At 43.3% G+C, this 23,890-nt stretch carries 21 protein-coding genes; 7 read left to right on the plus strand and 14 right to left on the minus strand.

Annotation, left to right across the window (positions count from 1 at the left end; all coding sequences use genetic code 11):
- Positions 1–106: 106 nt before the first annotated feature.
- The 14 genes from IZT61_RS06245 to IZT61_RS22415 all read right to left on the minus strand — a co-directional run bounded on the left by IZT61_RS06245 (position 107) and on the right by IZT61_RS22415 (position 14,886).
- A complete protein-coding gene (locus tag IZT61_RS06245) occupies positions 107–808 on the minus strand; it encodes a sulfite exporter TauE/SafE family protein (RefSeq protein ID WP_196100317.1) in 702 nt (233 codons plus the stop codon).
- Complete coding sequence (locus IZT61_RS06250) at positions 805–1,233, minus strand: FixH family protein (protein ID WP_196100318.1); 429 nt, start codon at positions 1,231–1,233, stop codon at positions 805–807. The genes IZT61_RS06245 and IZT61_RS06250 overlap by 4 nt, the downstream gene beginning before the upstream one ends.
- Before the next feature lie 38 nt (positions 1,234–1,271).
- Positions 1,272–2,633: a cytochrome c oxidase accessory protein CcoG gene (gene ccoG / locus IZT61_RS06255; protein WP_196100319.1), complete on the minus strand. Its 1,362-nt coding sequence runs from the start codon at positions 2,631–2,633 to the stop codon at positions 1,272–1,274.
- Positions 2,617–3,585, minus strand: coding sequence for a cbb3-type cytochrome c oxidase N-terminal domain-containing protein (locus IZT61_RS06260; RefSeq protein WP_230383877.1), 969 nt, complete (start codon positions 3,583–3,585; stop codon positions 2,617–2,619). Before IZT61_RS06260 ends, ccoG begins: the two co-directional genes overlap by 17 nt.
- The gene (locus tag IZT61_RS06265) at positions 3,572–3,754 is read right to left on the minus strand and encodes a hypothetical protein (protein WP_196100320.1); all 183 of its coding nucleotides are present in this window, start codon (positions 3,752–3,754) and stop codon (positions 3,572–3,574) included. Before IZT61_RS06265 ends, IZT61_RS06260 begins: the two co-directional genes overlap by 14 nt.
- Positions 3,755–3,758: 4 nt before the next feature.
- Positions 3,759–5,900 carry a cytochrome-c oxidase, cbb3-type subunit I gene (gene ccoN / locus IZT61_RS06270; protein WP_196100321.1) on the minus strand — a complete coding sequence of 714 codons (2,142 nt, stop codon included), beginning with the start codon at positions 5,898–5,900 and terminating at the stop codon, positions 3,759–3,761.
- A 74-nt stretch (positions 5,901–5,974) separates the two neighbouring features.
- Positions 5,975–6,154 carry a cbb3-type cytochrome oxidase assembly protein CcoS gene (gene ccoS / locus IZT61_RS06275; protein WP_196100322.1) on the minus strand — a complete coding sequence of 60 codons (180 nt, stop codon included), beginning with the start codon at positions 6,152–6,154 and terminating at the stop codon, positions 5,975–5,977.
- Complete coding sequence (locus IZT61_RS06280) at positions 6,151–8,538, minus strand: heavy metal translocating P-type ATPase (protein WP_196100323.1); 2,388 nt, start codon at positions 8,536–8,538, stop codon at positions 6,151–6,153. The genes ccoS and IZT61_RS06280 overlap by 4 nt, the downstream gene beginning before the upstream one ends.
- A gap of 10 nt (positions 8,539–8,548) precedes the next feature.
- Positions 8,549–9,895, minus strand: a complete 1,347-nt coding sequence (gene hemN, locus IZT61_RS06285) for an oxygen-independent coproporphyrinogen III oxidase (RefSeq protein WP_196100324.1) — start codon at positions 9,893–9,895, stop codon at positions 8,549–8,551.
- Entirely contained in the window at positions 9,895–10,323 is a 429-nt protein-coding gene (locus IZT61_RS06290; RefSeq protein WP_196100325.1) for a Rossmann-fold NAD(P)-binding domain-containing protein, read from the minus strand. The genes hemN and IZT61_RS06290 overlap by 1 nt, the downstream gene beginning before the upstream one ends.
- Positions 10,324–10,501: 178 nt before the next feature.
- Positions 10,502–11,533 (minus strand): response regulator, encoded by a 1,032-nt coding sequence (locus IZT61_RS06295; protein WP_196100326.1) that lies wholly within the window; start codon positions 11,531–11,533, stop codon positions 10,502–10,504.
- Positions 11,534–11,538: 5 nt separating this feature from the next.
- Positions 11,539–12,738 carry a PAS domain-containing sensor histidine kinase gene (locus IZT61_RS06300; RefSeq protein WP_196100327.1) on the minus strand — a complete coding sequence of 400 codons (1,200 nt, stop codon included), beginning with the start codon at positions 12,736–12,738 and terminating at the stop codon, positions 11,539–11,541.
- 50 nt (positions 12,739–12,788) lie between these two features.
- Positions 12,789–14,558, minus strand: a complete 1,770-nt coding sequence (locus IZT61_RS06305) for a hypothetical protein (protein ID WP_196100328.1) — start codon at positions 14,556–14,558, stop codon at positions 12,789–12,791.
- Between the two features lie 193 nt (positions 14,559–14,751).
- Positions 14,752–14,886: a hypothetical protein gene (locus IZT61_RS22415; protein WP_262895713.1), complete on the minus strand. Its 135-nt coding sequence runs from the start codon at positions 14,884–14,886 to the stop codon at positions 14,752–14,754.
- 91 nt (positions 14,887–14,977) lie between these two features.
- Between IZT61_RS22415 and IZT61_RS06310 the strand changes: the two genes are divergently transcribed.
- The 7 genes from IZT61_RS06310 (at position 14,978) to IZT61_RS06340 (ending at position 23,742) form a co-directional block, all read left to right on the plus strand.
- Positions 14,978–16,225 carry an efflux RND transporter periplasmic adaptor subunit gene (locus IZT61_RS06310; RefSeq protein ID WP_196100329.1) on the plus strand — a complete coding sequence of 416 codons (1,248 nt, stop codon included), beginning with the start codon at positions 14,978–14,980 and terminating at the stop codon, positions 16,223–16,225.
- A gap of 4 nt (positions 16,226–16,229) precedes the next feature.
- The gene (locus IZT61_RS06315) at positions 16,230–17,687 is read left to right on the plus strand and encodes a TolC family protein (protein WP_196100330.1); all 1,458 of its coding nucleotides are present in this window, start codon (positions 16,230–16,232) and stop codon (positions 17,685–17,687) included.
- 316 nt (positions 17,688–18,003) lie between these two features.
- Positions 18,004–18,669: an ABC transporter ATP-binding protein gene (locus IZT61_RS06320; protein ID WP_196100331.1), complete on the plus strand. Its 666-nt coding sequence runs from the start codon at positions 18,004–18,006 to the stop codon at positions 18,667–18,669.
- Positions 18,670–18,679: 10 nt separating this feature from the next.
- Complete coding sequence (locus IZT61_RS06325; RefSeq protein WP_196100332.1) at positions 18,680–19,912, plus strand: ABC transporter permease; 1,233 nt, start codon at positions 18,680–18,682, stop codon at positions 19,910–19,912.
- An 11-nt stretch (positions 19,913–19,923) separates the two neighbouring features.
- On the plus strand, positions 19,924–21,105 hold the full coding sequence (locus IZT61_RS06330) for an ABC transporter permease (protein WP_196100333.1): 1,182 nt from the start codon (positions 19,924–19,926) through the stop codon (positions 21,103–21,105).
- Positions 21,106–21,125: 20 nt separating this feature from the next.
- A complete protein-coding gene (locus IZT61_RS06335; RefSeq protein ID WP_196100334.1) occupies positions 21,126–22,499 on the plus strand; it encodes a sigma-54-dependent transcriptional regulator in 1,374 nt (457 codons plus the stop codon).
- A complete protein-coding gene (locus tag IZT61_RS06340; RefSeq protein ID WP_196100335.1) occupies positions 22,483–23,742 on the plus strand; it encodes a sensor histidine kinase in 1,260 nt (419 codons plus the stop codon). The genes IZT61_RS06335 and IZT61_RS06340 overlap by 17 nt, the downstream gene beginning before the upstream one ends.
- Positions 23,743–23,890: the final 148 nt, after the last annotated feature.

Here is a 23,890-nt window from a genome sequence, read left to right on the forward strand (position 1 = left end):
GGGCATTTCAAACGTTTGAAACGCATGCAGTGGTGGGAAAGAAAATAAGGGTGTATTTATTTCCAGATAATGGGTTTACGAAAAATAACGGCAACGGTTGTTCAGGCTATTGGCATAGCACGGAATGGCCATAAACACCAGGCAATTCGGGTGATAAAAAAGGAATGCCCAAATTGAGCGCCCGAAGAATAAACAGGAGCCCAAAAAACACCATAAACCAGGGAACTAATTGCTGGGTATTGAACCGAATGTACTTTTTGAGGTAAATGCCACCGATGGAAATCATCATCATCAAAGGCATCGTTCCGAGGCCAAAAAGAAACATAAACAATGCCCCGGCCTGTACATTTCCGGTATTTAGTGCTGTTGCGAGTGCAAGGTAAACCATGCCACAAGGGATTAATCCGTTTAGCATGCCGGCAAACAGCCCCCACAATTTAAGCTTAAAAACGGTTCCCATTAACTTACTGATGGGATTTAACAGCTTGTTTTGAAAAATAGCGAAGTGGTGGCGGTATTTTGCATTGTATTGGAAGGCTGTAAACAGAAGCAACAAAATGCCAATGGTAATGCCCAGGCTTTTTTGATTGGCGTAAATTCGGATGGTACTGCCTAATGCGCCAACCAACAGGCCCAAAAGGGTGTATACCAATATTCGCCCAAACTGATAGAGCAAAAGCTGCAGGGCCGACTGGAGGAAGCTCTTTTTCTGGAATGGCATTCCAAGCGCAATCGGCCCGCACATCACTGCACAGTGGAGGCTGCCGAAAAGCCCCATCAAAAATGCGAGTGGAAAAAAATTTATCACAACGTAATGTTTTGTTTGTACAAATACTCTTTTTTTCCTGAGTGCCAGGTCAGGTGTAGAAACCACAAACCGCTACCCATTTTTACTTTATCAACAAGGATTACATTTGAACTGCCTGCGGTATTTCCCTTCCACCTTAAATCGTCGGCGCTGTTTGCCGCCCGTCGTAAAACGAGTTCGTAACTTGCAGAGTCTTTTAACCGAATGATGATTTGTTTAGGTGTGACCGATATTGCCGGCTTCGCATTATCGGCATCAACATTCTGTTTTGCGTTATATTCTGTGTTGTAATCGATGCCTTTTTGGTAGTAGTCTTCTTCAATCAGGGCATCGCGACCGTGCACATGAAACATGTAAATTACCATACCAACGATGAATAACATAAAACTTATCATCCCTAAAACTATCTTCGTTCCCCAGTTCATAACTTTATCTTCTTTTACATGTCTACGCTATTCCATTATTATTCGCCCGGCTGTGCAAAAAAGCTCGTTTTAGCCGTGCTTAAAACTTTCCGTTCAGATACTACTTCAAAAACAACATCAGTTTTGTAGCGCTTTATTGCATTGTTTTTTCTTACAAGAAAGAAAGTAAGGTGTGCGGTGCCCTCTTTTGGCAAAATCTGTGCATGCTGAATGAAGTCGATCTCGTCTTCATCGCTTTGCGGTTTGAAACTGAATTTTATGTTTTTATTTGTTTTGTTGGTTAACTCCGCATTATACAGGTTGCTGGTTTTGTTCGGCCCTTTAGCCTGGTACAAAGTACCGCTGGCCCGCAAAACGGTAGTTTGAACGGCCTCCCGTTTATAAATCAATGATGAAAAAACGATCAAAACAGCAATGAGTACAGCGGCATAGGCATAGGGCTTTATTCCTATTTTATAGGGTTTGCGTTCGCTAATGAAGTCCTGATTGTAGAAACCAATTAAATTTTTGGGCTTACCGATTTTAACCATTACCTCGTTACAGGCATCAATACAGGCGGTACAATTAACACATTCGAGTTGCGTGCCTTTTCTGATATCGATACCCGTTGGGCATACTTGCACACACAAAGTACAATCGACACAATCGCCGCTTTTAATAGCCTCATTTTGTTTTTGAATTTTTCCCCGGGGCTCGCCCCTGGTAACATCATAAGCTACCACCAAACTCTGGCTATCGAGCAAAACGCCTTGTAAACGCCCATAAGGGCAAATTACCGTGCAAACTATTTCTCTAACATAGGCAAACACCAGATAAAATATAAATGTGAAAAAGCAGATGGATGCAAAGCCCGAAATATGCAAGCGAATGGGCTCAGTAACAATCTTGATCAATACGTCTGAGCCGATGATGTAAGCGAGAAAAGTATTGGCGATTGCAAACGAGATAACAATAAAAATGAGGTGCTTTATCGTCTTTTTAAACACTTTTTCGGCGTTCCAGGGGCCGGCATCGAGTTTTCTTTGTTTATTCGCGTCTCCTTCAATCCAGTATTCAATCCGTCTGAAAACCATTTCCATAAAAATGGTTTGCGGACAGAGCCAGCCGCACCATAACCTCCCTAAAACCACGGTAAAACTCACAATAAAAACAATAAAAATCAGCATTGCGAGGGCAAACAGGTAAAAGTCTTGCGGAGTAAAATTTAACCCGAAAAACACGAACTTCCGCTCCAGGAAATTGAGCAAAACCAACTGCTCGCCATTAAACTCTACAAAAGGAAAGAGAAACAGGGCCGACAGAAGTGCAAAACCCACCCATTTGCGGTAGTTATATAACCTGCCCGATGGTTTTTTGGGATAAAGAAAGGTTCTGCCTTTAGTTTTACTTTGCTGCTGCATTGGCTTGGTTCAAACTATCTTTAACACTTTTCATCTCGCTATCTTTTACATCCTTTTCGTCGTATTTTTCTCCCTGGGCCGCCTTTGCGCCCGCCGGGTTAGTGCCATGCAATGATAAAATATAATTGGCGACAGCACTGATTTGTTTGGGCGTCAGATTTTTTTCCCAGCTGATCATTCCTTTCTCGGGCACGCCATATTTAATGGTTTTAAAAATGTTGTTTATGCCGCCTCCGTGAAGCCAAAAGTCGTCGGTTAAATTTGGTCCAATAAGCCCCTGTCCTTTATCGCCGTGGCAAACCACGCAATTGCCCGTAAAAATGCCTTTTCCCTGTTCAAGCGTTACCGGCGTGTTATCTGCAAGTACCGAGTTTTCATCGATGGTATTGGCCGATTTTTCCAAATAGGCTGCTTTTTCTTCTTGCGCCATAGCCATTTCACGCTCGTACTCTTTATCTTGCAAATCGCCGTATCCACCTATGTGATAATAAAAAAGGTATCCTACGGCGAAGAACATTGTACCAAAGAAAAGCACATTAAACCAGGTAGGAACCGGGTTGTTAAGTTCCTTTATTCCATCGTAGGCATGCTCAATTTCAAGATCTTTTTCTTGTTCAATAGGTTTCAAACTTAAAACCTTTTCCCAAAGTGAGCGTTGTTTCTTTTTGGTTTTCAGCCAAACATCGTAATCAAGCACAACCTCTTTTTCGGGCACAGCGTACGGCGTTGGGTTCTGTCGTTCGTTGTACAATACTTTAAACGCATTGAGCAGTGTAACCGAAACAAATAGCAATACAAGCATAAACACCAGCATGATTACGATTAACAGTTCCGATTGGGTTAAGCCCAGGCCCGGCGCTGCCTGTTCGGCTATAGCAGGGGCTTTATCATCGGCGGCGAATCCGCTCAGCGATAAAAACAATAAAATAATAAGTGTGTTAATCTTCTTCATGTTCGTCAGGCTGATTTTCTTGAATTGGAAGTAAACCCATAATTTCGATATGCTGCTTATTCAATTTTAGCAGGTAAATACCCACAATTATGAAAAACACCATAAATAGAAGCAGTGAGGTGATTAGGTAGAATTCGCCTCCTGCCAGGTCTTTTATCTGATTGAACATAGTTTTATTGATTTGAAGGAATAATTTCTTTATTGGTTTTAATATCGGTTCCTAAACGTTGCAGGTAAGCAATAATGGCAACAATTTCCCTGTCGCTTTTCACCTTGATGTTATTTTGGCTCAACTCCAGCGCAATTTTTTCTGCCTGAATTTTTAGGTCGTCGTTTGCCTTTTTATCGTAATCCTGAGGGTATGGAACGCCTAATGATTGCATGGCCCTGATTTTACCAGGCGTGGTAGCCACATCGAGCTTTTGCTCAACTAACCAGGGATATGGCGGCATAATGCTTCCGGGCGACATTGAAGTGGGATCGAGCAGGTGGTTAAAGTGCCAGGCATCAGCGTATTTACCGCCTATGCGATGCAAATCCGGACCTGTTCTTTTACTTCCCCATAAAAACGGGTGATCGTACACAAACTCTCCGGCCTTGCTGTACTCGCCGTAACGCTCGGTTTCTGATCGAAACGGACGCACAGTTTGGGAGTGGCAGTTTACACAGCCTTCTCTAATGTACAAATCGCGGCCCTGAAGCTCTAATGCCGAATAGGGCTTTACACTGGCAATGGTGGGCACATTAGATTGAATGGTGAACGTTGGCATCATCTCTACCATGCCACCAATTAAAATGATGATGAGCGAGAGCACCATAAATTTCATGGGTTTGCGCTCTAAAACCCGGTGCCAGGCCTTGTCTGCAGGCGAACTATCTACAACAACACCTTCGAGGGCCATGGCCTCCGCGGGCTCGTTGGCAACCAATTTGGAACCGAGCATTGTTTTCGCCAGGTTATAAGTCATGGCAATAACTCCTATCAAATAGAAGGCCCCACCTATCGAGCGCAAAACATGCATTGGAATAATCTGTAAGGTGGTAGCCAGAAAATTCGGGTATTTTAATAAACCTTCGGGGGTAAACTCTTTCCACATTAAGCCCTGGGTAAACCCGGCCCAATACATGGGTACGGCGTAAAATAAGATACCCAGTGTGCCTATCCAAAAATGAAAGCCGGCAAGTTTTTTTGAGTAAAGCTGGGTTTTGTAAATCCTTGGAATTAACCAATACATCACGCCAAACGTCAAAAATCCGTTCCACCCCAGGGCGCCTACGTGTACGTGTGCAACTATCCAATCGGTAAAATGGGCTACGCCATTAATCTGCTTAAGGGATAACATCGGCCCCTCAAAAGTGGCCATACCGTAGGCTGTTAAGGCAACTACCATAAACTTAAGGGTTACATCATCTCTAACCTTATCCCAAGCGCCACGTAAGGTTAACAAACCATTTATCATACCGCCCCAGCTCGGTGCAATAAGCATAATGGAGAAAGCTACACCCAACGATTGTGCCCAGCCAGGCAACGAGGTGTAAAGCAGATGGTGCGGCCCTGCCCAGATGTAAATAAATATAAGCGACCAAAAGTGAAGGATACTCAGTTTATAAGAGTATACCGGCCTATTGGCCATTTTGGGCAGAAAATAATACATCATGCCCAAATAGGGTGTAGTTAAGAAAAAAGCAACCGCATTGTGCCCATACCACCATTGTACCAGCGCATCCTGAACGCCCGCATACAGGTAGTAACTTTTCATAAATGAAATTGGCAGCTCAAACGAGTTTACAATATGCAAAACCGCAATGGTTACAAATGTTGCAATGTAAAACCATATGGCCACATACAAGTGGCGCTCGCGTCTCTTAAATATGGTGCCAAACATATTTATTCCAAAAACCACCCATATTACCGTTATGGCAATATCTATAGGCCATTCCAGTTCGGCATACTCATGCGAGGTGGTAAAACCTAATGGGAGTGTAATTACGGCCGATACAATAATAAGTTGCCAGCCCCAGAAATGGATCTTGCTGAGTACGTCGCTAAACATACGTGCCTTTAACAAGCGCTGTAGCGAATAGTAAACGCCCATAAAAATGGCATTTCCTACAAAGGCAAATATCACTGCATTGGTATGCAATGGTCTGATTCTGCCAAAAGTGGTGTATTGGTTGCCCAAGTTCATGGCGGGCTTAAAGAGTTGCATCGCGGCAAGCAAGCCAACGGTCATACCGATGATGCCCCATACGAGCGTAGCGATTCCAAAATTTCGAACAATTTTGTTGTCGTAGGTAAATTTTTCTAACTGCATAATGTAAATAGGGAGGTTTGTTCGTTTGATGGATCAAAGGTATTGCGGGATGCCTTTTTAAATGATGATGCTGCTTAACTAGAAAAATGATCTTCTTCACTTTTTTCACTTTGCGGGTCGTCATCAAAAAGAATTCTGACGCCCGGTGTGTAAACATCATCATGTTGTCCGGTTTTTGATGCCCAAAAAAATGCGGCAAGAAATATCAGTGCCACAAGCATGCTGCAGCAGATCAAAAAGTAAAGGATGTTCATTTTAATTTGCGTTTGTGGGCAAAAAAGCCTGTGGCAAGGGTGGTGAAACAAATAATGGTAATGGTGCTCAACGGCATTAAAACTGCGGCAACAAGCGGGTATAAAGTTCCCTGAACGGCAAAATAAATACCGATGAGGTTATAGGCTATTGCAATGGCAAAACTTATCTTGATAATTGTTAAACCATCTCTGCTCAATTGGATAAATGCTGGCAGGAGGTTCAGTGCGCTTCCCTTCATAATTGCATCGCAACCCGGTGTAAAGTTGTTGATGTTATCGGTTATGGCCACGCCGAAATTACTTTGCTTTAAAGCACCGGCGTCATTTAAGCCATCGCCAAGCATCATTACGTGCAATTTTTGCTGCTGATGCGCCAAAACTACACTTAGTTTTTGGTGAGGGCTTTGCTTGAAGGCAATAGTTGCGGCTGCAGGGAAAATAGCTCTTAAAGTTTTCTCGTCTTTATCTGTATCGCCGGACAATACCTGCAATTTGAATTTATTGTCAAATGTGCTAATCAGCTCTTTTAAGCCCGGGCGCCATTGCTGCTCGACGGAAAAAGAACCAAGATACTTATTATCGATTACAATGTGAACGCCGTTGCCCTCTACCCTACGTAAATGCGAGGGAAGTAAAGAAAGGTTTCCGGCATAAATGCTTAAACCATTTACAGTTCCGTGCAACCCCTTACCGGGTATCTCCACAAAGTCGGCTACAGTATAAAATCGGTCAGCATTCAGTTCGCTCAGTATATGCCGGCTCATTGGATGGGTAGAATTCCGCATAAGTGAACTTACCAATACTTTTTCTGCTGAAGATAACGAGCCCTTAAACGTTGTTTTGGCGCTGTCGCTGCTGGTTAGGGTTCCTGTTTTATCAAAAATAAGGGTATCGCATTTAGCAAGTTCTTCAACGGCATCGGTGTTCTTGATATAAAACCCCTTCTTATCAAACACCGATAAAATGGCCGATAAGGTAAAGGGAGTGCTTAGTGCCAAAACGCAGGGACAGGCTACAATAATTACCGCGGTAAATGCCGACCATGCTTTGTGTGTGTTGCCCGCAAAGCCCCAATAGCCTGCCGAAGCAAAGGCGATAATAAACACAGCCAGACTAAAATATTTTGCTACACTATCGTTAAAGTTCTGTTTCGACCGATCGGCATGGTAATTTTCGTTATTCCAGAGGCCGGTCAGGTAGCTTTGCGAAACTGGTTTAATCACTTCGAGCTCAATTGCCTCGCCTGTCTGCCTGCCCCCGGCGTAAATAATTTCGCCGAGTACTTTATGTACAGGTTCCGATTCGCCCGTAACAAAACTCATATCCATGCAGGCGTTTCCCTTCATCAAAATGGCATCGGCCGGAACGAGCTCGCCGTTGCGGATCCATAAACGGTCGCCAATTTTAACATCGTTAATGGCTACAGGCTTTTCCTTTCCGTTAGCAAGCGTGGTAACTGCTATTGGGAAATATGAGCGGTAATCCCTATCGAAAGATATATGATGATAAGTGCGTTGCCTTAGCCACTTGCCCATCAGCAGTAGAAACACCAGGCCCGTTAGGGTATCTGCAAAGCCCGGTCCGGCCTTAAAAATAACCTCGAACGCGGTTCTAAAAAATAGTACGGCAATAATTAACGCCAAAGGTGTATCGAGGTTAATGTGTTTGTGTTTTAAACTGGTTATTGCCGATAAAAAGTAATCGCGGCCGCAATAAAAGGTTGCAGGAATTGCAAAGGCAAGGTTGAGCCAGCCAAACAGCTCTTGAAACTGTTGCTCTAAGCCCGACAGCCCAAAATACTCTGGAAAACTGAATAGCATTACGTTTCCCATTAAAAAGCCTGCAACGGCAATTTTGATGATCAGCGCTTTGCTATCGGCATTTTTGTTTTCTTTTACTACATCCTGGAGGCTGATGAGTGGCTCGTAACCGATTTGAATAAGGATTTGCACCAGCTGCCTTAATGAGATCTCATCATGGTTAAAGTTTATCGTAACCTGCCTTTTTAAAAAGTCGATTCTTGAGCTGAAAATTGCCGGATTTATTTTGTACAGGTGTTCGAGCAACCAAATGCACGAACTGCAATGAATTGCCGGCACGTAAAAGGTAATGATACTTGATGAACCTTGCCTGTAATCAATAAGCTGGTTGATTATGGATTCTTCATCGAGGTATTCTAAACGACTATCACTATTGAAACGCTGCCCGGGGTTGTCGTTATAGGCGTAGTAGTTACAAAGGTTATTTTCAGACAGGATTTTGTAAACTCCCTTGCAGCCGGCACAACAGAATTCCTTATCATCGAGCTGGTATCTTAGTGCAGGCAAATCTTCTCCGCAATGAAAGCAAACTGTCCTTAAAATGGTATGCTCCTTATTTCCCATATTGCTGTGCTTAAACTGCTGAACTAAATACCTGTGTTTCGGGCTTCTTAAGCCATAATTTTTCATCGAAAGCCATGCACACGTTTCTAATAAACGATTTACCATTTGTCGTTGCCCGAACAGCATCTTCGCTCAGTAATATAAGTTCATCATCAAGCAAGGGCAATAGTCTTTGTTTTACCCTATCGGGAATTTGGCCATCGAATGTGGTTTCGCCGCGGCACATCAAATTCAGGATGTGCGCCCGCGTAGTTAAATCATCGGTGGATAGGATGTGGCCTTTTTCTACCGCCAGCACATTTTCTTCCATCTTCGTTAGATAAGCCTCAACGGTTTTTGGATTTTGAGCGAAGGCGCCCCAACTGTCGCTAATTGACGAAACCCCCAGGCCAATAAGTAAATGGGTATGCTGATGCGTATAGCCCATAAAATTTCGGTGAAGCTTTTTAGCGCGACTTGCGGCATAGAGGCTATCGGTTGTAAGCGAAAAGTGATCCATGCCCACATCTTCGTAACCGGCACTTGTTAATTTGTCTTTTCCGGTTTGGTACAGTGCAAACTTGGCATCGCCAACGGGCAGGTCCTTTTCGGTATAATGGCGTTGACCGGGTTTGAGCCACGGCACATGCGCATAGCTGTAAAAGGCAATTCGATCGGGTTTCATGGCGATAACTTCATTCACGGTTTCTTGCAGGCCCTGCATGGTTTGTGCCGGTAAGCCATAAATCAGATCGAAATTAACAGACTGGTACCCGATGGCCCTGGCTTCATTGGTTACACGAAGAACATCTTGAGGAGTTTGAATGCGGTTGATCATCAGTTGTACCACAGGATCGAAATCCTGAACGCCCAAACTTAGCCTCCGGAAACCCAAATTATAAAGCGTTTTAAGGTGCTGGGTTGTTGTATTTGCAGGGTGCGCCTCAAAAGATAGTTCAGCGTCGGCAGCTAATTCTGCTTTATGCAGTATGCCCCTAATGAGCACACTTAAATTCTCGGCGCTAAAAAAAGTTGGTGTTCCGCCACCTAAATGTATTTCTTTAACTTTTGGCTTCTCGCCCAAAATAGATACATACATGCTCCATTCTTTTAAAACCGCATTTATATAGGGCATTTCTACAGCGTGGTTCCTGGTAATACGCGTATTGCACCCGCAGTAGGTACATAAGCTTTGGCAAAAAGGCAAATGGATATACAAACTCACGCCTTCGGTGGCATGGCGGGTATAGGTATGCTGAACAGCATTAATCCATTTTTCGGCGCTAAAATGCTCGGTTTCCCAGTACGGAACGGTTGGATAGCTGGTGTAGCGGGGTGCAGCTACATTGTATTTCTTAAGTAGTGCCGGCGTTTCCATTACTTAAAGGCTTTAACAACACCACAATTATTTTGGCAACAACACGCCTTACCCACACATTTGCCGGCCGCCCACAAATCGAGGTTTTTAATTACCTGTTGCATGCGCAGTTCGGGTTTATTGTCGGTTCCGGAAAGTGGCACGTTGGCAATTTTCATTCCCGCTGCCCCGGCAGCCCTTAAATCGAGGTGATCGGTTTCAAACGATGAAGTAGCAATGTATTTTATACCGAGGGCCTTGAGGCCGGCAATAATCTCTGCCGTTAGCACGTCGTTGTTAAAAACCAATAGCGCTTCTTTGCCGGCTGCAAACGATAGCGTGTCGGCAGTTAAACTATTGGCAATTACGGTAATATCGTGTTTTTTGTAATTGGCGAGCGCCAACCATTCCTTTTCATCACGCTTAATATTGTAGGCTATAACTTTCATTGGCTTAACTTTGTTTTCAAGGTGGTGAAGCTTTCACAACTTGCAGTATCGTTGCTGATCCTGAAAATTACGATGGTTTCATCACCTTGTTTTATGTATTACAAAGCTAAAGCCTTAAAAATGCAGCAATGATGAGGTTACTTAGACTAAAAAATGATCTTCATCACAAAAAGCCTGTTTACTGCTTTACGTTTCTGAGTTTTTCGATGGAGAGAATATTGATGGCGTTGCCGCTTTTATCAATCAGTTTTTCCTCTTTAAAGTCGGCGAGCATTCTGCTTACGGTTTCGCTGGCGGTTCCAACCAGTGCGGCAAGGTCATCTCTCGATATTTTAATGGTGCAGCTATCGCTTTCGCCAGCGCCAAACTTTACGGCCACCTGCAATAAAGCTTCTGCAACGCGTTTACGCACCGAAGAGTAGGCCAGCTGCAACATTTGCCATCCCTTATCGCGAACATTGCCCGATAACAAATCGATAAACTTTTTCGAAATGGCCTGATGGGATAACAGGTATTGCATAAAATCGCCTTTAGGGATCTGGATAATTTCGCTATCAATTAAAGTGGCGGCGTTATCTGCGTAAGTTTCTGCAGTAAACAAGCTCTCGTACCCAAAAAACTCGCCGTCGTTGTACAACGATGAAGAAAGTTCACGCCCATCCTTAAATCGCTTATAAGTCTTCACCTGTCCTTTAACAACATAATACAGGTAACCCGGTTCATCACCTTCTACATAAATAATCTGCTTACGCGCTATCTGTTTGTTTTTTCCTTTTTGGCGAAGCTCACTTAAAACTTCGTCGAGATTATTGGCCGAAGCGCCAAACCCAGCCGCAGCGGTTTTCTTTTTAAAGCGGCTTTCAATGGCCTTAAAAAGCTCAATATCGTCGAAAGGTTTCGTCAGATAGTCGTCGGCACCCATTTCCATGCCTTTGCGCATATCGGCCCGTTCGGTTTTGGCCGTAATAAATATGAAAGGAATGGAAGCGGTTTTTGGGTTTTTATTCAATAAATAAAGTACGCCATAGCCATCAAGTTCGGGCATCATAATATCGCAGAGAATAATATCCGGCCCATGCTGTAAGGCCATTTCTACGCCGGCTTTCCCGTTTTTAGCCGCAATGGCCTCATAGCCTGCAAGTGTTAAAACCTCCGCGGTACCTTCGCGGATGTCGTCGTTATCTTCTATAATTAAAACTTTTCTGTTCATTAAAATCAGTTGTTATCGGCCATTAAATCGAAACTCAATGTAAAAACGGTGCCGCTGTTGAGTCTGCTTTTACAATAAACGGTGCCCCCCATTAAACCGACATATCGCTTCACAATGTTTAGGCCAAGGCCCGTTCCGGGAATATCGCCAGTATTGTGCGCCCTAAAAAACGGTTCGAACAAGTTGTTCTGATCGCTGTCTGGAATGCCGATGCCATTGTCTTTTACTTCCAACTCCAGCTTATCGTTGGTTAAAAAGGTGTTAAACTGAATCAGCGTATCTTCGCCCGAGTATTTAACTGCGTTGGAAATGAGATTGATAATGCAGTTTCTCAACAAATTTGGATCGATACTTACCTCGGCCGTAACCCCCGTATGCTCATAAATAATATGTTGATTCTGCTTGGTCATTAATTGCATTTCCTCGGCAATTTCTTCGGCGAAACTAACGATGTTGAATCGCTGGGCCGATGCTTCTACTTTACCGGCCTCGAGTTTCTCCAGCGATAAGAAATCGTTTAAAATAGTGGTCAGGTTATTAATAGAGTTCTTGATTTTCGAAGTGTGCTTTTCCACGTTCGACACGTCGTTTTTGGAAGTGTATTTATCAATTAGCGACGCTGACAACTGGATGGAACTTAATGGCGTTCTAAATTCGTGCGAAGCCATTGATACAAAGCGGGTTTTTAGCTGGTTCAGTTCCTTTTCTTTTTGAAACAACGCACGCATATTTTCTTTAGCCATCTCAAGTTCCGAAACAAGTTTCACCAAATCGCGGGTGCGCTCTTTAATCTTCACTTCGAGTTTTTCGGTATAGCTTTTAATCTGTTCCTCGCTGGCCTTTTCTTTACTCAAATCGTGAATAAAACCTGTGTAAATTCGCCTGTCGCTAAATTTAACCTCGCTTACCCCCAGCCTGAAAGGAAAAACCGAACCATCTTTACGTTGCCCCTGCACCTCTCTGCCAATGCCAATAATATGTTTTTGTCCAGTGTTATGGTAATTTTGGATGTAGCTATCGTGCCGGGCCTTATCGGGCTGTGGCATTAAGGTCGAAACATTTTTGCCAACAAGTTCCGATCTCGAATAACCGAAAAGCGCCAATGCGGCCGGATTCAGGTGCTCTATAATTCCGCTGTCATCAATAGTAATAATGCCATCGATAGCATTTTCTATAATTGCATCTAAAAATTTCGACCTGTCCATTAGTTATGATTTGTAACGCTGTAAATATAGAAATTTAAGCCGCTCATTCGTTAATCAACAATTATTGCGTCGAGTTTGCTTTTCGATATTCCAAGTTCCTTTAGCTGCTCGGTGGCCTGTTCTGTTAAATCTGTAAACAACGTTCTATAATAGTTTGCGCCCTCCAGTAATTGCTGCTTAAATTGCCCCAGTTGTTTTCTTTTTTTATCGCTAAAGTGCTGTAAATGTTGTTGAAGTTCTTTTTGCAGGTAGTCGATATACAGGTTTAGTTCTTTGATGAAGATATGTGGCCGTTCAACTTCCGAAAGGAGATCGAGCTTGCCATAAATGTGGCCAACCATTTCATCCAATGAATAGAGATCTGAAAAATAAGCGAGATTCGGCCCGGGACAGATGGCTACAGCTGTATTTTCTTTCGGTTTGTTCATATTATATTTAAGGTAGGCCGATGAACATAAACCCTCGCACAAGCAAATTTTTTCGGTAACTGTATCAATCTGAGTCCGCAGTTCGTCGTTTGAAAGCGCTGATGATTGCAGGCTTTGAATTTTAAGGTGTTGATATTCTCTTGAAGCTGTGCAAATGGGCTGTGCAGTAAACTCGGTATTGTTGCAGAGGTATTTTTTGGTGCAGGGGCTTCCGGGTCTGCCTTTTTCAACGCGTAACTGGCGCTGTTTTTCGGCACTGCTGTTTCTGAAATTGTTAAACAGAATACCCAGCGGCGAGGCCGAACTCAAATAAAAATCACTATCCTTGGCGTTGGCCAGTTGCGCCAGCGTTGTTGCATCAACATTTGTGGCTTCGGGCACTAAAAGAAAGGGGCTTCCCCACCCTGTTGCATCGACGCCATAATATTTTAGCAAAAAATCGTTCTCGTGGGCAGTGCCTATTCCACCCTGCACGCTTATTGTTTGTTTGGGAGCGATATTGATAAAAATATTCTTCTGTTGCAATGCAGACTGGCAAATTTCAAAAAGCTCATTCCGCATGGCCACTCGCTTTGCTTTAAACTCTTCCAAAATAGGCCCTAACAAATAACCTTCTGTTGCAAACGCATGGCCGCCACAATTTAAACCAGACTCTACCCTAAACTCGGAAACCCACAAACCTTTTTTGGCCAAAAATTTTGCCTGAATTAAGGCTGACCGGAAATCGCTCACTTTTAAAATGATCTTTTTTTTAATCGAGCCCTTTTCATCAGGGAAAAAATCGTTGAAGCTGGCAATGTAAGTATAAAGCTTAGGGTTCATCCCTGCCGAAAGAATTACGGATGAGCTTAGCTTACTCATGGCGAAACCGCGTAACGCGGCCAATGCATCGGTATTTGCATCGCCAGTAAATTCATCGTCGAGGTAATTCATTTTATCAACTTTCGCCATAATGTTCACATCGATAGCGCCGGCCCGTATCGCTTCGCGCAACCGATTTTGAAATACTTGCCTGCTGGTTCCCTCCGGGTAATCGAGCATTAAATCGTAGCCCTGTTTTAAAGCACTACAATCGGGTAAAAGCTCAAAATAGCGACAGATATCGCTGCCGGAATCAAATTTTTGTTGTCTTATAAAACCGAATTGCACTGCTACCAGGTCGTTCAGCAAATTAAGATAGGCTTCAATTCTTCTGGCTCGGTAATCTGTTTGCGATTTTGGTATCGGAACAAACTCCAAACCTGCTTTTTTGGTGTGGTAAGCACGCATGCGCTCGGTTAATTCGTCATCGACAATAGATACAACAGATGAAATTCCGTAGCGGGCGACTTTTAAAGGGGTATCTATCGAGTAGCCCAAGCCTAGAACCGGGATGTGAAAAGTATGCAACATAAAGGGATTTTTGATGCCACAAACCTATTGAACCGCCACGAAAGGGGGTTAGACGCGAATTACTTTAAAAAATGATGTAAATCATTTTTTTTAACACGTTGTGCGATGTTAGATTCGATTGCATAAGATCAGATTTTGCGCCAACTTGGGTGGCGCCATGTTATTTTTTCAAAAGCAATTGACGGCGAAATGCTCAATATTGTTCATCGTTTTCGGCACGGTCTGTTTTCTCTGAAACAACGATTTTAAAAACAACGATGCTTTCTTCGTAGGGGCGTTCAATGCGCATTTGTGCCCGATAACAAACAGAACGTTCGATATCGGGCATTTTTCAATTCCAAAAATTTTATAAACAGCTGATTATCAAGCGATAAACATTGGCACTGCTCTTGCAAAAGCCAAATGAAACAAACAGTTGAATGGATAGAGCTATTGAAGAAGAAATTTCATCAAAAAAGAAAAAGAAAACATATTTACTGGTTTTTGTAATCGTAATGGTAATTGCCGCAAGCATTTGGTTTATCCGCTTTTATTTTAAGCCTGAGTTAACCCGAGCTGATATTATGACCGCTAAAGTAGAAACGGGAATAATCGAAAACACGATTAACGCAACGGGCGAAGTGCTGCCTGAGTTTGAAGAGGTTTTAACCAGCCCGATCAATGCATCGATAAAAGATGTTTTAATGGATGCGGGAAACCGGGTTAACAAAGGACAATCGATATTACAACTGGATAAATCGGTAACGGAAGCCGATTTTGGGAAACTGCAGTTCCAAATGGAATCCAAAGAGAATGAAATCAGAAAGCTGAAACTCGATCTGGAAAAGAGCTTTTTTGATATCAAATCGAACAACAGCATCAAACAATTGCGCATCAGCAACTTAAAAGATGGGGTTTCTTCGGCAAAGCGGTTGCTTAAGGCTGGCGGCGGAACTAAAGAAGATGTTGAACGTGCCGAACTCGATTTGAAAGTGGCCGATTTGGAGAAACTACAACTCGAAAACGAAATCAAGAGCAAGCAACAAACGATGAAAATCGAGATCAGAGAAGCTGAAATTGCGCTCGCCATTCAAAAAAATGAGTTAGACGCATTGAAACGGAAGCTCGATCTGGCCGATGTAATTGCCACAAGGCCGGGCGTGATTACCTGGGTAAATAAAAACATTGGCTCGAGCGTGCGAGAGGGTGATGCGCTGGTTCGGATTGCTGATTTAAGCGGCTTTAAGGTGGCCGGAAGCATGTCTGACAATCTCCTCGATAAAATTCACAAAAACATGACCGCCATAATCCGCATTGGCGACACGCAACTGCGGGGCTCCATTGTAAACATTTCGCCTGCGATAAGCAATGCAATTGTTTCTTTCGATATTCAGTTAAACCAGAAAGACAGTAAAGTGTTGCGGCCGAACCAAAAGGTTGATGTTTTTTTGGTAACCGACACGCGAAACAATGTGTTGCGGGTGGCCAATGGTGCAGCATTTAACGGCGCTAACCTGCAGGAAATTTTCGTTTTAAAAAATGGGGTTGCCGAAAGGCGAACGGTGAAAACGGGCCTAAGCAACTTCGATTTTATTGAAATTTTGAGTGGATTGAAAGTTGGCGATGAAGTAATTACTTCGGACATGGGCGATTACAAAAATGCAAAAACGGTAACCATAAGCAACTAAGATAATGAAGGAACTGCTATTTATTGCGATTATGATTTGTTGCCACTTAACAACCTTTGCCGTTGACAAAACAGACACCTTAAAACTGACCTTGCCGCAGGTGGTAGAAATGGCCAAAGCCAATTCTATTGCTGCTAAACAGGCCACAACAGTTAAAGAAACCAAATATTGGGAATGGCGCACCTTTAAGTCCAATTATCAGCCGCAACTTGAGCTGGAAGGCGTTTTGCCCGGTTATACCAAAACCTATACGCAAGTGCAACAGCCCAACGGAACTATTCTTTTTCAACCCGTTCATTACGATAACTCGTCGCTAACGCTGAATTTTAGCCAAAGCATTGCGGCAACAGGCGGTACTATTTACGGCACCACGCAGTTGCAGCGATTTGCCGATTTCGATAGGAAAAATGTGCTCTACAACGGCATCCCCTACGGCATTGGTTACACGCAACCCATTTTGCAGTTTAACAGCTTAAAGTGGGATAAAAAGATTGAACCGCTGAAATACAATGAGAGTAAGCAAACTTTTATTGAAACGCAGGAAAAAATATCGATTACCGTTACCGAATACTTTTTTGATTTGCTGCTGGCACAGGTTAACCTCGATATTGCCGAACTGAATTATGCCAACACCAAAAGGATTTTATCTATTGCCGATACAAAATTTGACTTGGGCAAGATTTCGAAAAATGAAATTCTTCAGTTGCAGCTCGAGGTGCTCAACTCGCAAAAGGCAGTGGGAACGGCCAACCGCGACGTAGAAATTGCCACGCTCAACCTGCGCAGTTACACTGGCATTGAGGGCGACGACCGGATTAAGCTCGAAATGCCAGAGGTTGTGGCGCAAATGTCGGTGGCCACCGAAAAAGTATTGGCCGAGGCTTTTGAAAACCGGTCTGATGCCATTGGCTTTATCCGCAGGTTGGCCGAGGCCCGAAGAGACGTGGCCAAAGCCAAGGGCGAAAATGGTTTAAAGGCTACTTTAAGGGCAAACCTCGGTTTCTCTAATGCGGCCTTAACTGCTTTTGATGTGTACCGCAACCCGAAAAACCAGCAGTCGATTGAGCTGCAATTGTCTATTCCGGTGATGGACTGGGGACGATCGAAATCGCGAACGAAAACCGCCCAGGCCAACGAGCAATTTGTCACCTACGCCGTTGAGCAAGATAAACAGACGTTTAAACAGCAAATTGTAACGCAGGTTACCCTTTTTAATATGATGAAAGAACAAATTAAACTAACCGATGCCGCCGAAAAAATTGCAGCAGAAAAGTATAAGATCGCCAGCGAAAGGTATGTTTTGGGCAACCTCAGTATTACCGATCTCAGCATCGCCTTTCAGGAGAACGATGCCGCCAAAAGAGATTACGTTTCTTCGCTTCGCGATTTTTGGGGCGCCTATTACCAGCTTCGGTATTTATCACTTTACGACTTTGAAAAAAATATGAAGATAATTTATTGACAAGTTTCAATGCTGTCATTCTGAGCATAGCGAAGAACCCCCAAGCGATGGAACGCAAAGCGCCAATAATGCACTGTCCAAAAGATGGCGAGTGAGCAAGGTCGGTGAGATGTAGGTTGCGGATGCTTCGTTCCTCAGCATGACAAAACCCATGCTGTCATTGGTAGCTTGACTGGGGATCCTAATGCACGAAAATGGGTCAATTGCATTAAGATTCCCGCCTGCGCGGGAATGACGACCTTTCATAGAAGCAGCTTGATTAAAAAATACGAATTGAACTCATTTATTAACAAATCTTAATTACTAATTATACATTATGATAAGCTTACAAAAAATTGAAAAGGTATACCGAACCGATACCGTAGAAACGCTGGCGATAAACAGCATAAGCCTCGATATTGCAAAAGGAGAGTTTCTTTCTATCATGGGGCCGTCGGGTTGCGGCAAAAGCACTTTGCTTAACATTATGGGCTTGCTGGATGAGCCCTCAAAAGGACACATCCGCATCGACAACCAGGATATCAGCCGCTTTTCAGATCAAAAACTGGCCAATTTCAGAAACCAGAAGCTTGGCTTCATCTTTCAGAGTTACCACTTGATTAACGATTTACAGGTGCTCGATAATGTAGAGCTTCCGCTGTTGTACCGCAATACATCGGCCAAAGAAAGAAAAGCACTGGCTACCGAGGCGCTCGAAAAAGTGGGCCTGAGCAATCGGTTAAAGCACTTCCCAACACAGCTTTCGGGTGGCCAGCGCCAACGCGTTGCCATTGCAAGGGCAATTGTTGGCAAGCCGCAGATTATTCTGGCCGATGAACCCACCGGAAATTTGGATAGCGCTATGGGGAACGAGATTATGGAAATCCTCATCAACCTGAATAAAAACGAAGGCACTACCATTGTAATGGTAACCCACGATGAAAGCATGGCCAATAAAACACACCGTTTGGTACGTCTTTTTGATGGTTCTCAAGTTCAATAAAAATCGATTTATGCTAAAGAATTACTTTAAAATCGCCATAGCCGTATTAAAACGACGAAAGTTTTTCACTTTCATCAGCTTATTCGGCATCAGCTTTACGCTAACTATTTTAATGGTGGCTACAGCGCTTACTGATAAGATGATCAGCCCCGATTACCCCGACTTCAAAAGAGATCGCTCCTTATATGTGGAGCGAATGGAGTTTAAAAATTCCAAAGAAGGTTGGATGAATTCCAGTAATGTATCTCGCTACTTTTTACAACATTATGTAGCCAAACTCAACCACCTTCAAATGGTGGCCATTACATCGACCTCAAAAGCATCAAATGCGTATGTAAACAATAAAAAGCTCGTTATCAATTATCAATACACCAATGCCGATTACTGGAATGTGCTTGAATACAAATTTTTAGAGGGGAAACCATTTGCTCAAAAACAAATAGACAACGCCGAAATGGTAGCCGTAATTACCAGAGAAACCAAGGAAGCGTATTTCGGCGATGCCCCGTCGGTTGTGGGTAAGTACATTTCTGCAGATAATATCAACTACAGGGTAATTGGCGTGGTCGAAAACGTATCGGAAACCGTTCGAAATTTTAGCGGCGACATGTATTTGCCTTACAGTATTGCTAAAGAAGATGGGAACAGTACGAATTTAATGGGGGGGTATAACGCCGTTTTATTAGCTAAAAGTGAAGACGACCTCCCCAAATTGAGAAATGAGTTTGCCCAGATGGTAAAGCGTTTGCCGATTCCGACCGATTTTGATAAGCTGTATTGCAATGCCGATCCGTTTTTTACCAGCATCACGCGAAGACTTGGCGGCGACGCTACCAACGAAGCCGTAGGCAAGGTAATTTCGATGGCTGCCGGATTTTTACTGCTGTTTTTACTGTTGCCAACCATCAACCTCGTCAACATCAACATTACCCGAATTATGGAGCGTTCATCCGAAATCGGCGTTCGCAAAGCCTTCGGCGCCTCATCAAAAACCCTTGTTTACCAGTTTATAGTAGAAAACATGATCCTTACTTTTTTAGGCGGTTTCATAGGAATCGTACTTTCCCTGCTGGTCATTTTTCTGATTAACGAAACCAATTTTGTTTCAAACATGCGCTTATCAATCAACTTAACCGTTTTGTGTTACAGTTTGCTCGCCTGCGTATTTTTTGGGCTTCTATCGGGTGTTTACCCAGCCTGGAGAATGTCGAAACTAAATGTGGTTAAAGCCCTTAAAGCCTAATAAATACAATTATGTTTAAACACTTATTTAAATTGATATGGAATAAAAGGAAACAGAATTTCCTTTTCCTTTCCGAGATTCTGATCTCTTTCCTGGTTATATTTGCGGTTTTCTCGTACCTCACCTATTATTATCAGAATTACCGGAAACCCCTGGGTTTCGAATACGAAAAAGTGTGGTCGATAACCTATGGAAATCGCCAGCTACCGAAAGATCTTGATTCACTGAACACTTTTTACGATAACCTTACCAAATCGTTAAAAGCCATGCCGCAAATAGAACAGGTAACCTACTCGGGCAGCAATTATCCTTATTCAGATAGTTTTATGAGCACGGGCCTAACTCATAAAGGAAAAAAGTTTAATAATGTAAGCGATTTTAGGGTGAGCGATGATTACCAAAAAGTATGGAATATATCGCTATTAGAGGGCCGGTGGTTTACACCCGAAGATGCCGTGAGTAAAGACAGAGGCGTGATTATAAACGAAACCCTCAAAACCGAAATGTTTGGTACCCAAAACGCTGCCGGGAAGTTTATAAGCGACTATAACGGCGCCAACAAGCTTAAAGTGCTGGGTGTGATAGCAGACGTAAAAATGAATGGCGATTTTGTTCCCGGTAATAACGCGATGTTTAGCCGCTTAGATACCGGATATTTGCGGTGGACGAACACGGCCTTGCTTAAAGTACGCGAAACCGCCGATGCCACCTTCGAAAGCAAGCTTTACAAATTGATGGCAACGGCAACAAACAGTTCGGTTGAAATACAACATGTTGATGAAATGCGTGATGCGAGGAACAAGCAGACCATTATCCCGATGACGATTTTTATCATCATTGCTAGCTTTTTAATTATCAATGTGGCCCTGGGCCTCTTCGGCGTATTGTGGTACAACATTAATAAACGCAAGGGCGAAATTGGCTTAAGGCGGGCTATTGGGGCCAGTGGCAATGCTGTTTCGTACCAGTTGGTGATGGAATCGATAATTTTAGCCACCATGTCGTTAATTGTGGGTTGCTTTTTCGCTATTCAGTTTCCATTACTCAACATTTACAATGTTCCCGCAAGCGTTTATGTCATATCCATACTAATTTCCATTGTGTTTATCTACGCCCTGGTTTTCGCCTGCTCGTTATACCCCGGCAAACAAGCCGCGGGTATTCATCCCGCAATTGCTTTGCACGAAGAATAATACTTATCTTAACTTTGTATATGATATTAATCGTTGATGATGATATAGCGGTAAGAACATCGCTCTCCCTCCTCTTAAAAGATGGTGGAAACGCGGTGGTTACGGCCGATGGTCCCGTTCAGGCTTTTGAGGTTGTAAAAACCCAAAAGCCTGAACTGGTTATTTTGGATTTAAATTTCTCGGTTGATACATCAGGCACCGAAGGCATGAGCCTGCTCAAAAAAATCAGGTTGTTTGATGCCAATGTTCCCATTATTTTAATTACCGGATGGGCCAGTATCGAACTTGCCGTACAGGGGATGAAACTCGGCGCCAACGATTTTATAAACAAGCCCTGGAACAACGATTACGTACTTCAATCCGTAGAAACGCTGCTCCAGTTAAACGGAAAGCGGCCGCTGTCGCGAGGAAGAAAAGAACTCGATAAAAAATATAATTTCAGGCAGATTATTGGCGAAGATGCCAGTTTGTTAAGCATTTTGGAAACCATAGGTCGTGTGGCCTCTACAAACGCCTCCGTTTTAATTACCGGCGAAAGCGGAACCGGAAAAGAGCTTATTGCCGAAGCCATTCACGAAAACAGCAACCGGTCTGCCAAGCCTTTTGTAAAGGTTAACCTTGGCGGAATTTCCACTTCGTTGTTCGAAAGTGAAATGTTTGGCCACGTTCGCGGTGCTTTTACCGATGCCCGCTTTGATAGAACCGGCCGATTTGAAATGGCTAATAAAGGTACCATCTTTTTAGATGAAATTGGCGATCTGGAAGCTTCCAGCCAGGTAAAATTGTTACGGGTTTTGCAAGATCGAACTTACGAAGTGCTGGGCAGCAGCCGAACCAAAACCGTTGATACCCGCGTAGTTTGCGCCACCAACAAAAACCTTGCTGAAATGGTGGCATCGGGCCTTTTTAGAGAAGACCTGCTTTATCGGATCAACCTGATTACCATTCATTTGCCTGCACTTCGAGAACGTGCTTCTGACATCCCTTTGCTGGTCGATTTTTTTATCAAAAATATGAAAGAAATTTACGGCAGGCCCCACCTTTTTGTGGCCCCATCGGCAATGCGTTGGCTGCAACAGCTGCCCTTGCCCGGAAACATCCGTCAGTTGAAAAACCTGGTAGAACGAACCGTACTCATTAGCAGTACAAATGAATTGCAGATTGACGATTTTCAGTCGCAGTTAAATATGTCGCCGTTAAAGAGCAACAAAGTCAACCTGCCCGGCGTTGGCACCATCACTTTAGACCAAATGGAGGCCGAGATGGTTAAACAAGCCATGAATTTTCATAAAAACAGAATTACAAAAGCCGCTGCATCGTTGGGCATTACCCGAAATGCGCTTTACCGTCGCCTCGAAAAACATCAAATCCCTTTTAATGAAACTGAAGACTAAGTATATTCTTTTTATCGTTATTCTTCATCTCATTTGTCTGGTGATGAGCTATTACATCTTCGAAAAAAATAAAGTCATCTTTATGATCGCCGAGGTGTTCATCATTATTTCTGTGGTCATTTCAATAAGCCTGTATCGGCAGCTCATTAGCCCACTCACCTATTTAAAACAAGGCATTGCGGCCATTAAAGACAGAGATTTTAACGTTAAATTTTTATCAACCGGTAAAAAAGAGGTCGATGAACTGGTTGATGTTTATAACCGGATGATTGATGAATTGAGAACAGAGCGAACCAAGCAGGAGGAGCAGCATTTTTTCCTCGAGAAGCTTGTTCAAACTTCCCCTACGGGCATTATCATCCTCGATTACGACGGACAGGTAAAGCAGATAAACCCCAAGGCGACCGAAATTTTAAACACAAACCCGAACTTACTCGACACCCAGATTAAAGATATCAAAACAGGCACTTCAAAAATGCTCCGCGTTGATGGTTTGCACACCTATAAAATTCAAAAGTCGCGGTTTATCGACCGAGGTTTCGAGCGGGTGTTCATCATGCTTGAAGAAGTAACTGCCGAAATTTTTGCGGCAGAAAAAAACGTTTACGGCAAGGTAATCAGAATGATGGCCCACGAAGTAAACAACACCATCGGGCCGGTTAACTCCATTATAAACACGGCGTTGGCGCAAAAAAATGTATGGTTAACAGATGATGACCAAATTGAGAACGCCATGAAAATTGCAGTCGAGCGAAACCAGAACCTCAACATTTTTATGCGAAATTTTGCCAACCTCGTTAAGCTTCCCGATGTAAACATCAAAAAGATCGATTTGGCAAGTTTGATCAGGTCGGTAGCGAAGTTGATGCACTTTGCAGCCCTCGAAAAACAGGTTACGTTCAAACTCGATTTACCCAGCGAACCTTATTTTATTGCGGCCGACATGGAGCAAATGGAGCAGGCATTAATCAACGTTATAAAAAACGCTATAGAAGCCATTGACGGTGATGGAAAAATCATCTTAAGTATTGATACCACCAACCGGGCGTTATTAATAATTGATAACGGCAAGGGAATTTCGAATGAGCATGCCGCCGAATTGTTTAGTCCTTTTTTCAGCACCAAAAAAGATGGTCAGGGCATCGGCCTCACACTGGTTCGCGAAATCCTTTTAAACCACGGTTTTGAGTTTTCGCTTAAAACGTGGCCACCCGGCGTTACCACGTTTCAAATAAAGCTTTAGTAATCGAATTTTATTACAATTGCCACCTGAGCCGAGTCGGATGATAGGTTTTTCACCGAGCCGTCATTGCCCCTTTGGGGCAATGACGACCGCCTAAAAAGCGTAATGCCATTCCAAAAGTTTTTTTAACCGCTTTTTCATCATTTTC

The sequence above is a fragment of the Pedobacter endophyticus genome (genome assembly GCF_015679185.1).
GTDB lineage: Bacteria > Bacteroidota > Bacteroidia > Sphingobacteriales > Sphingobacteriaceae > Pedobacter > Pedobacter endophyticus.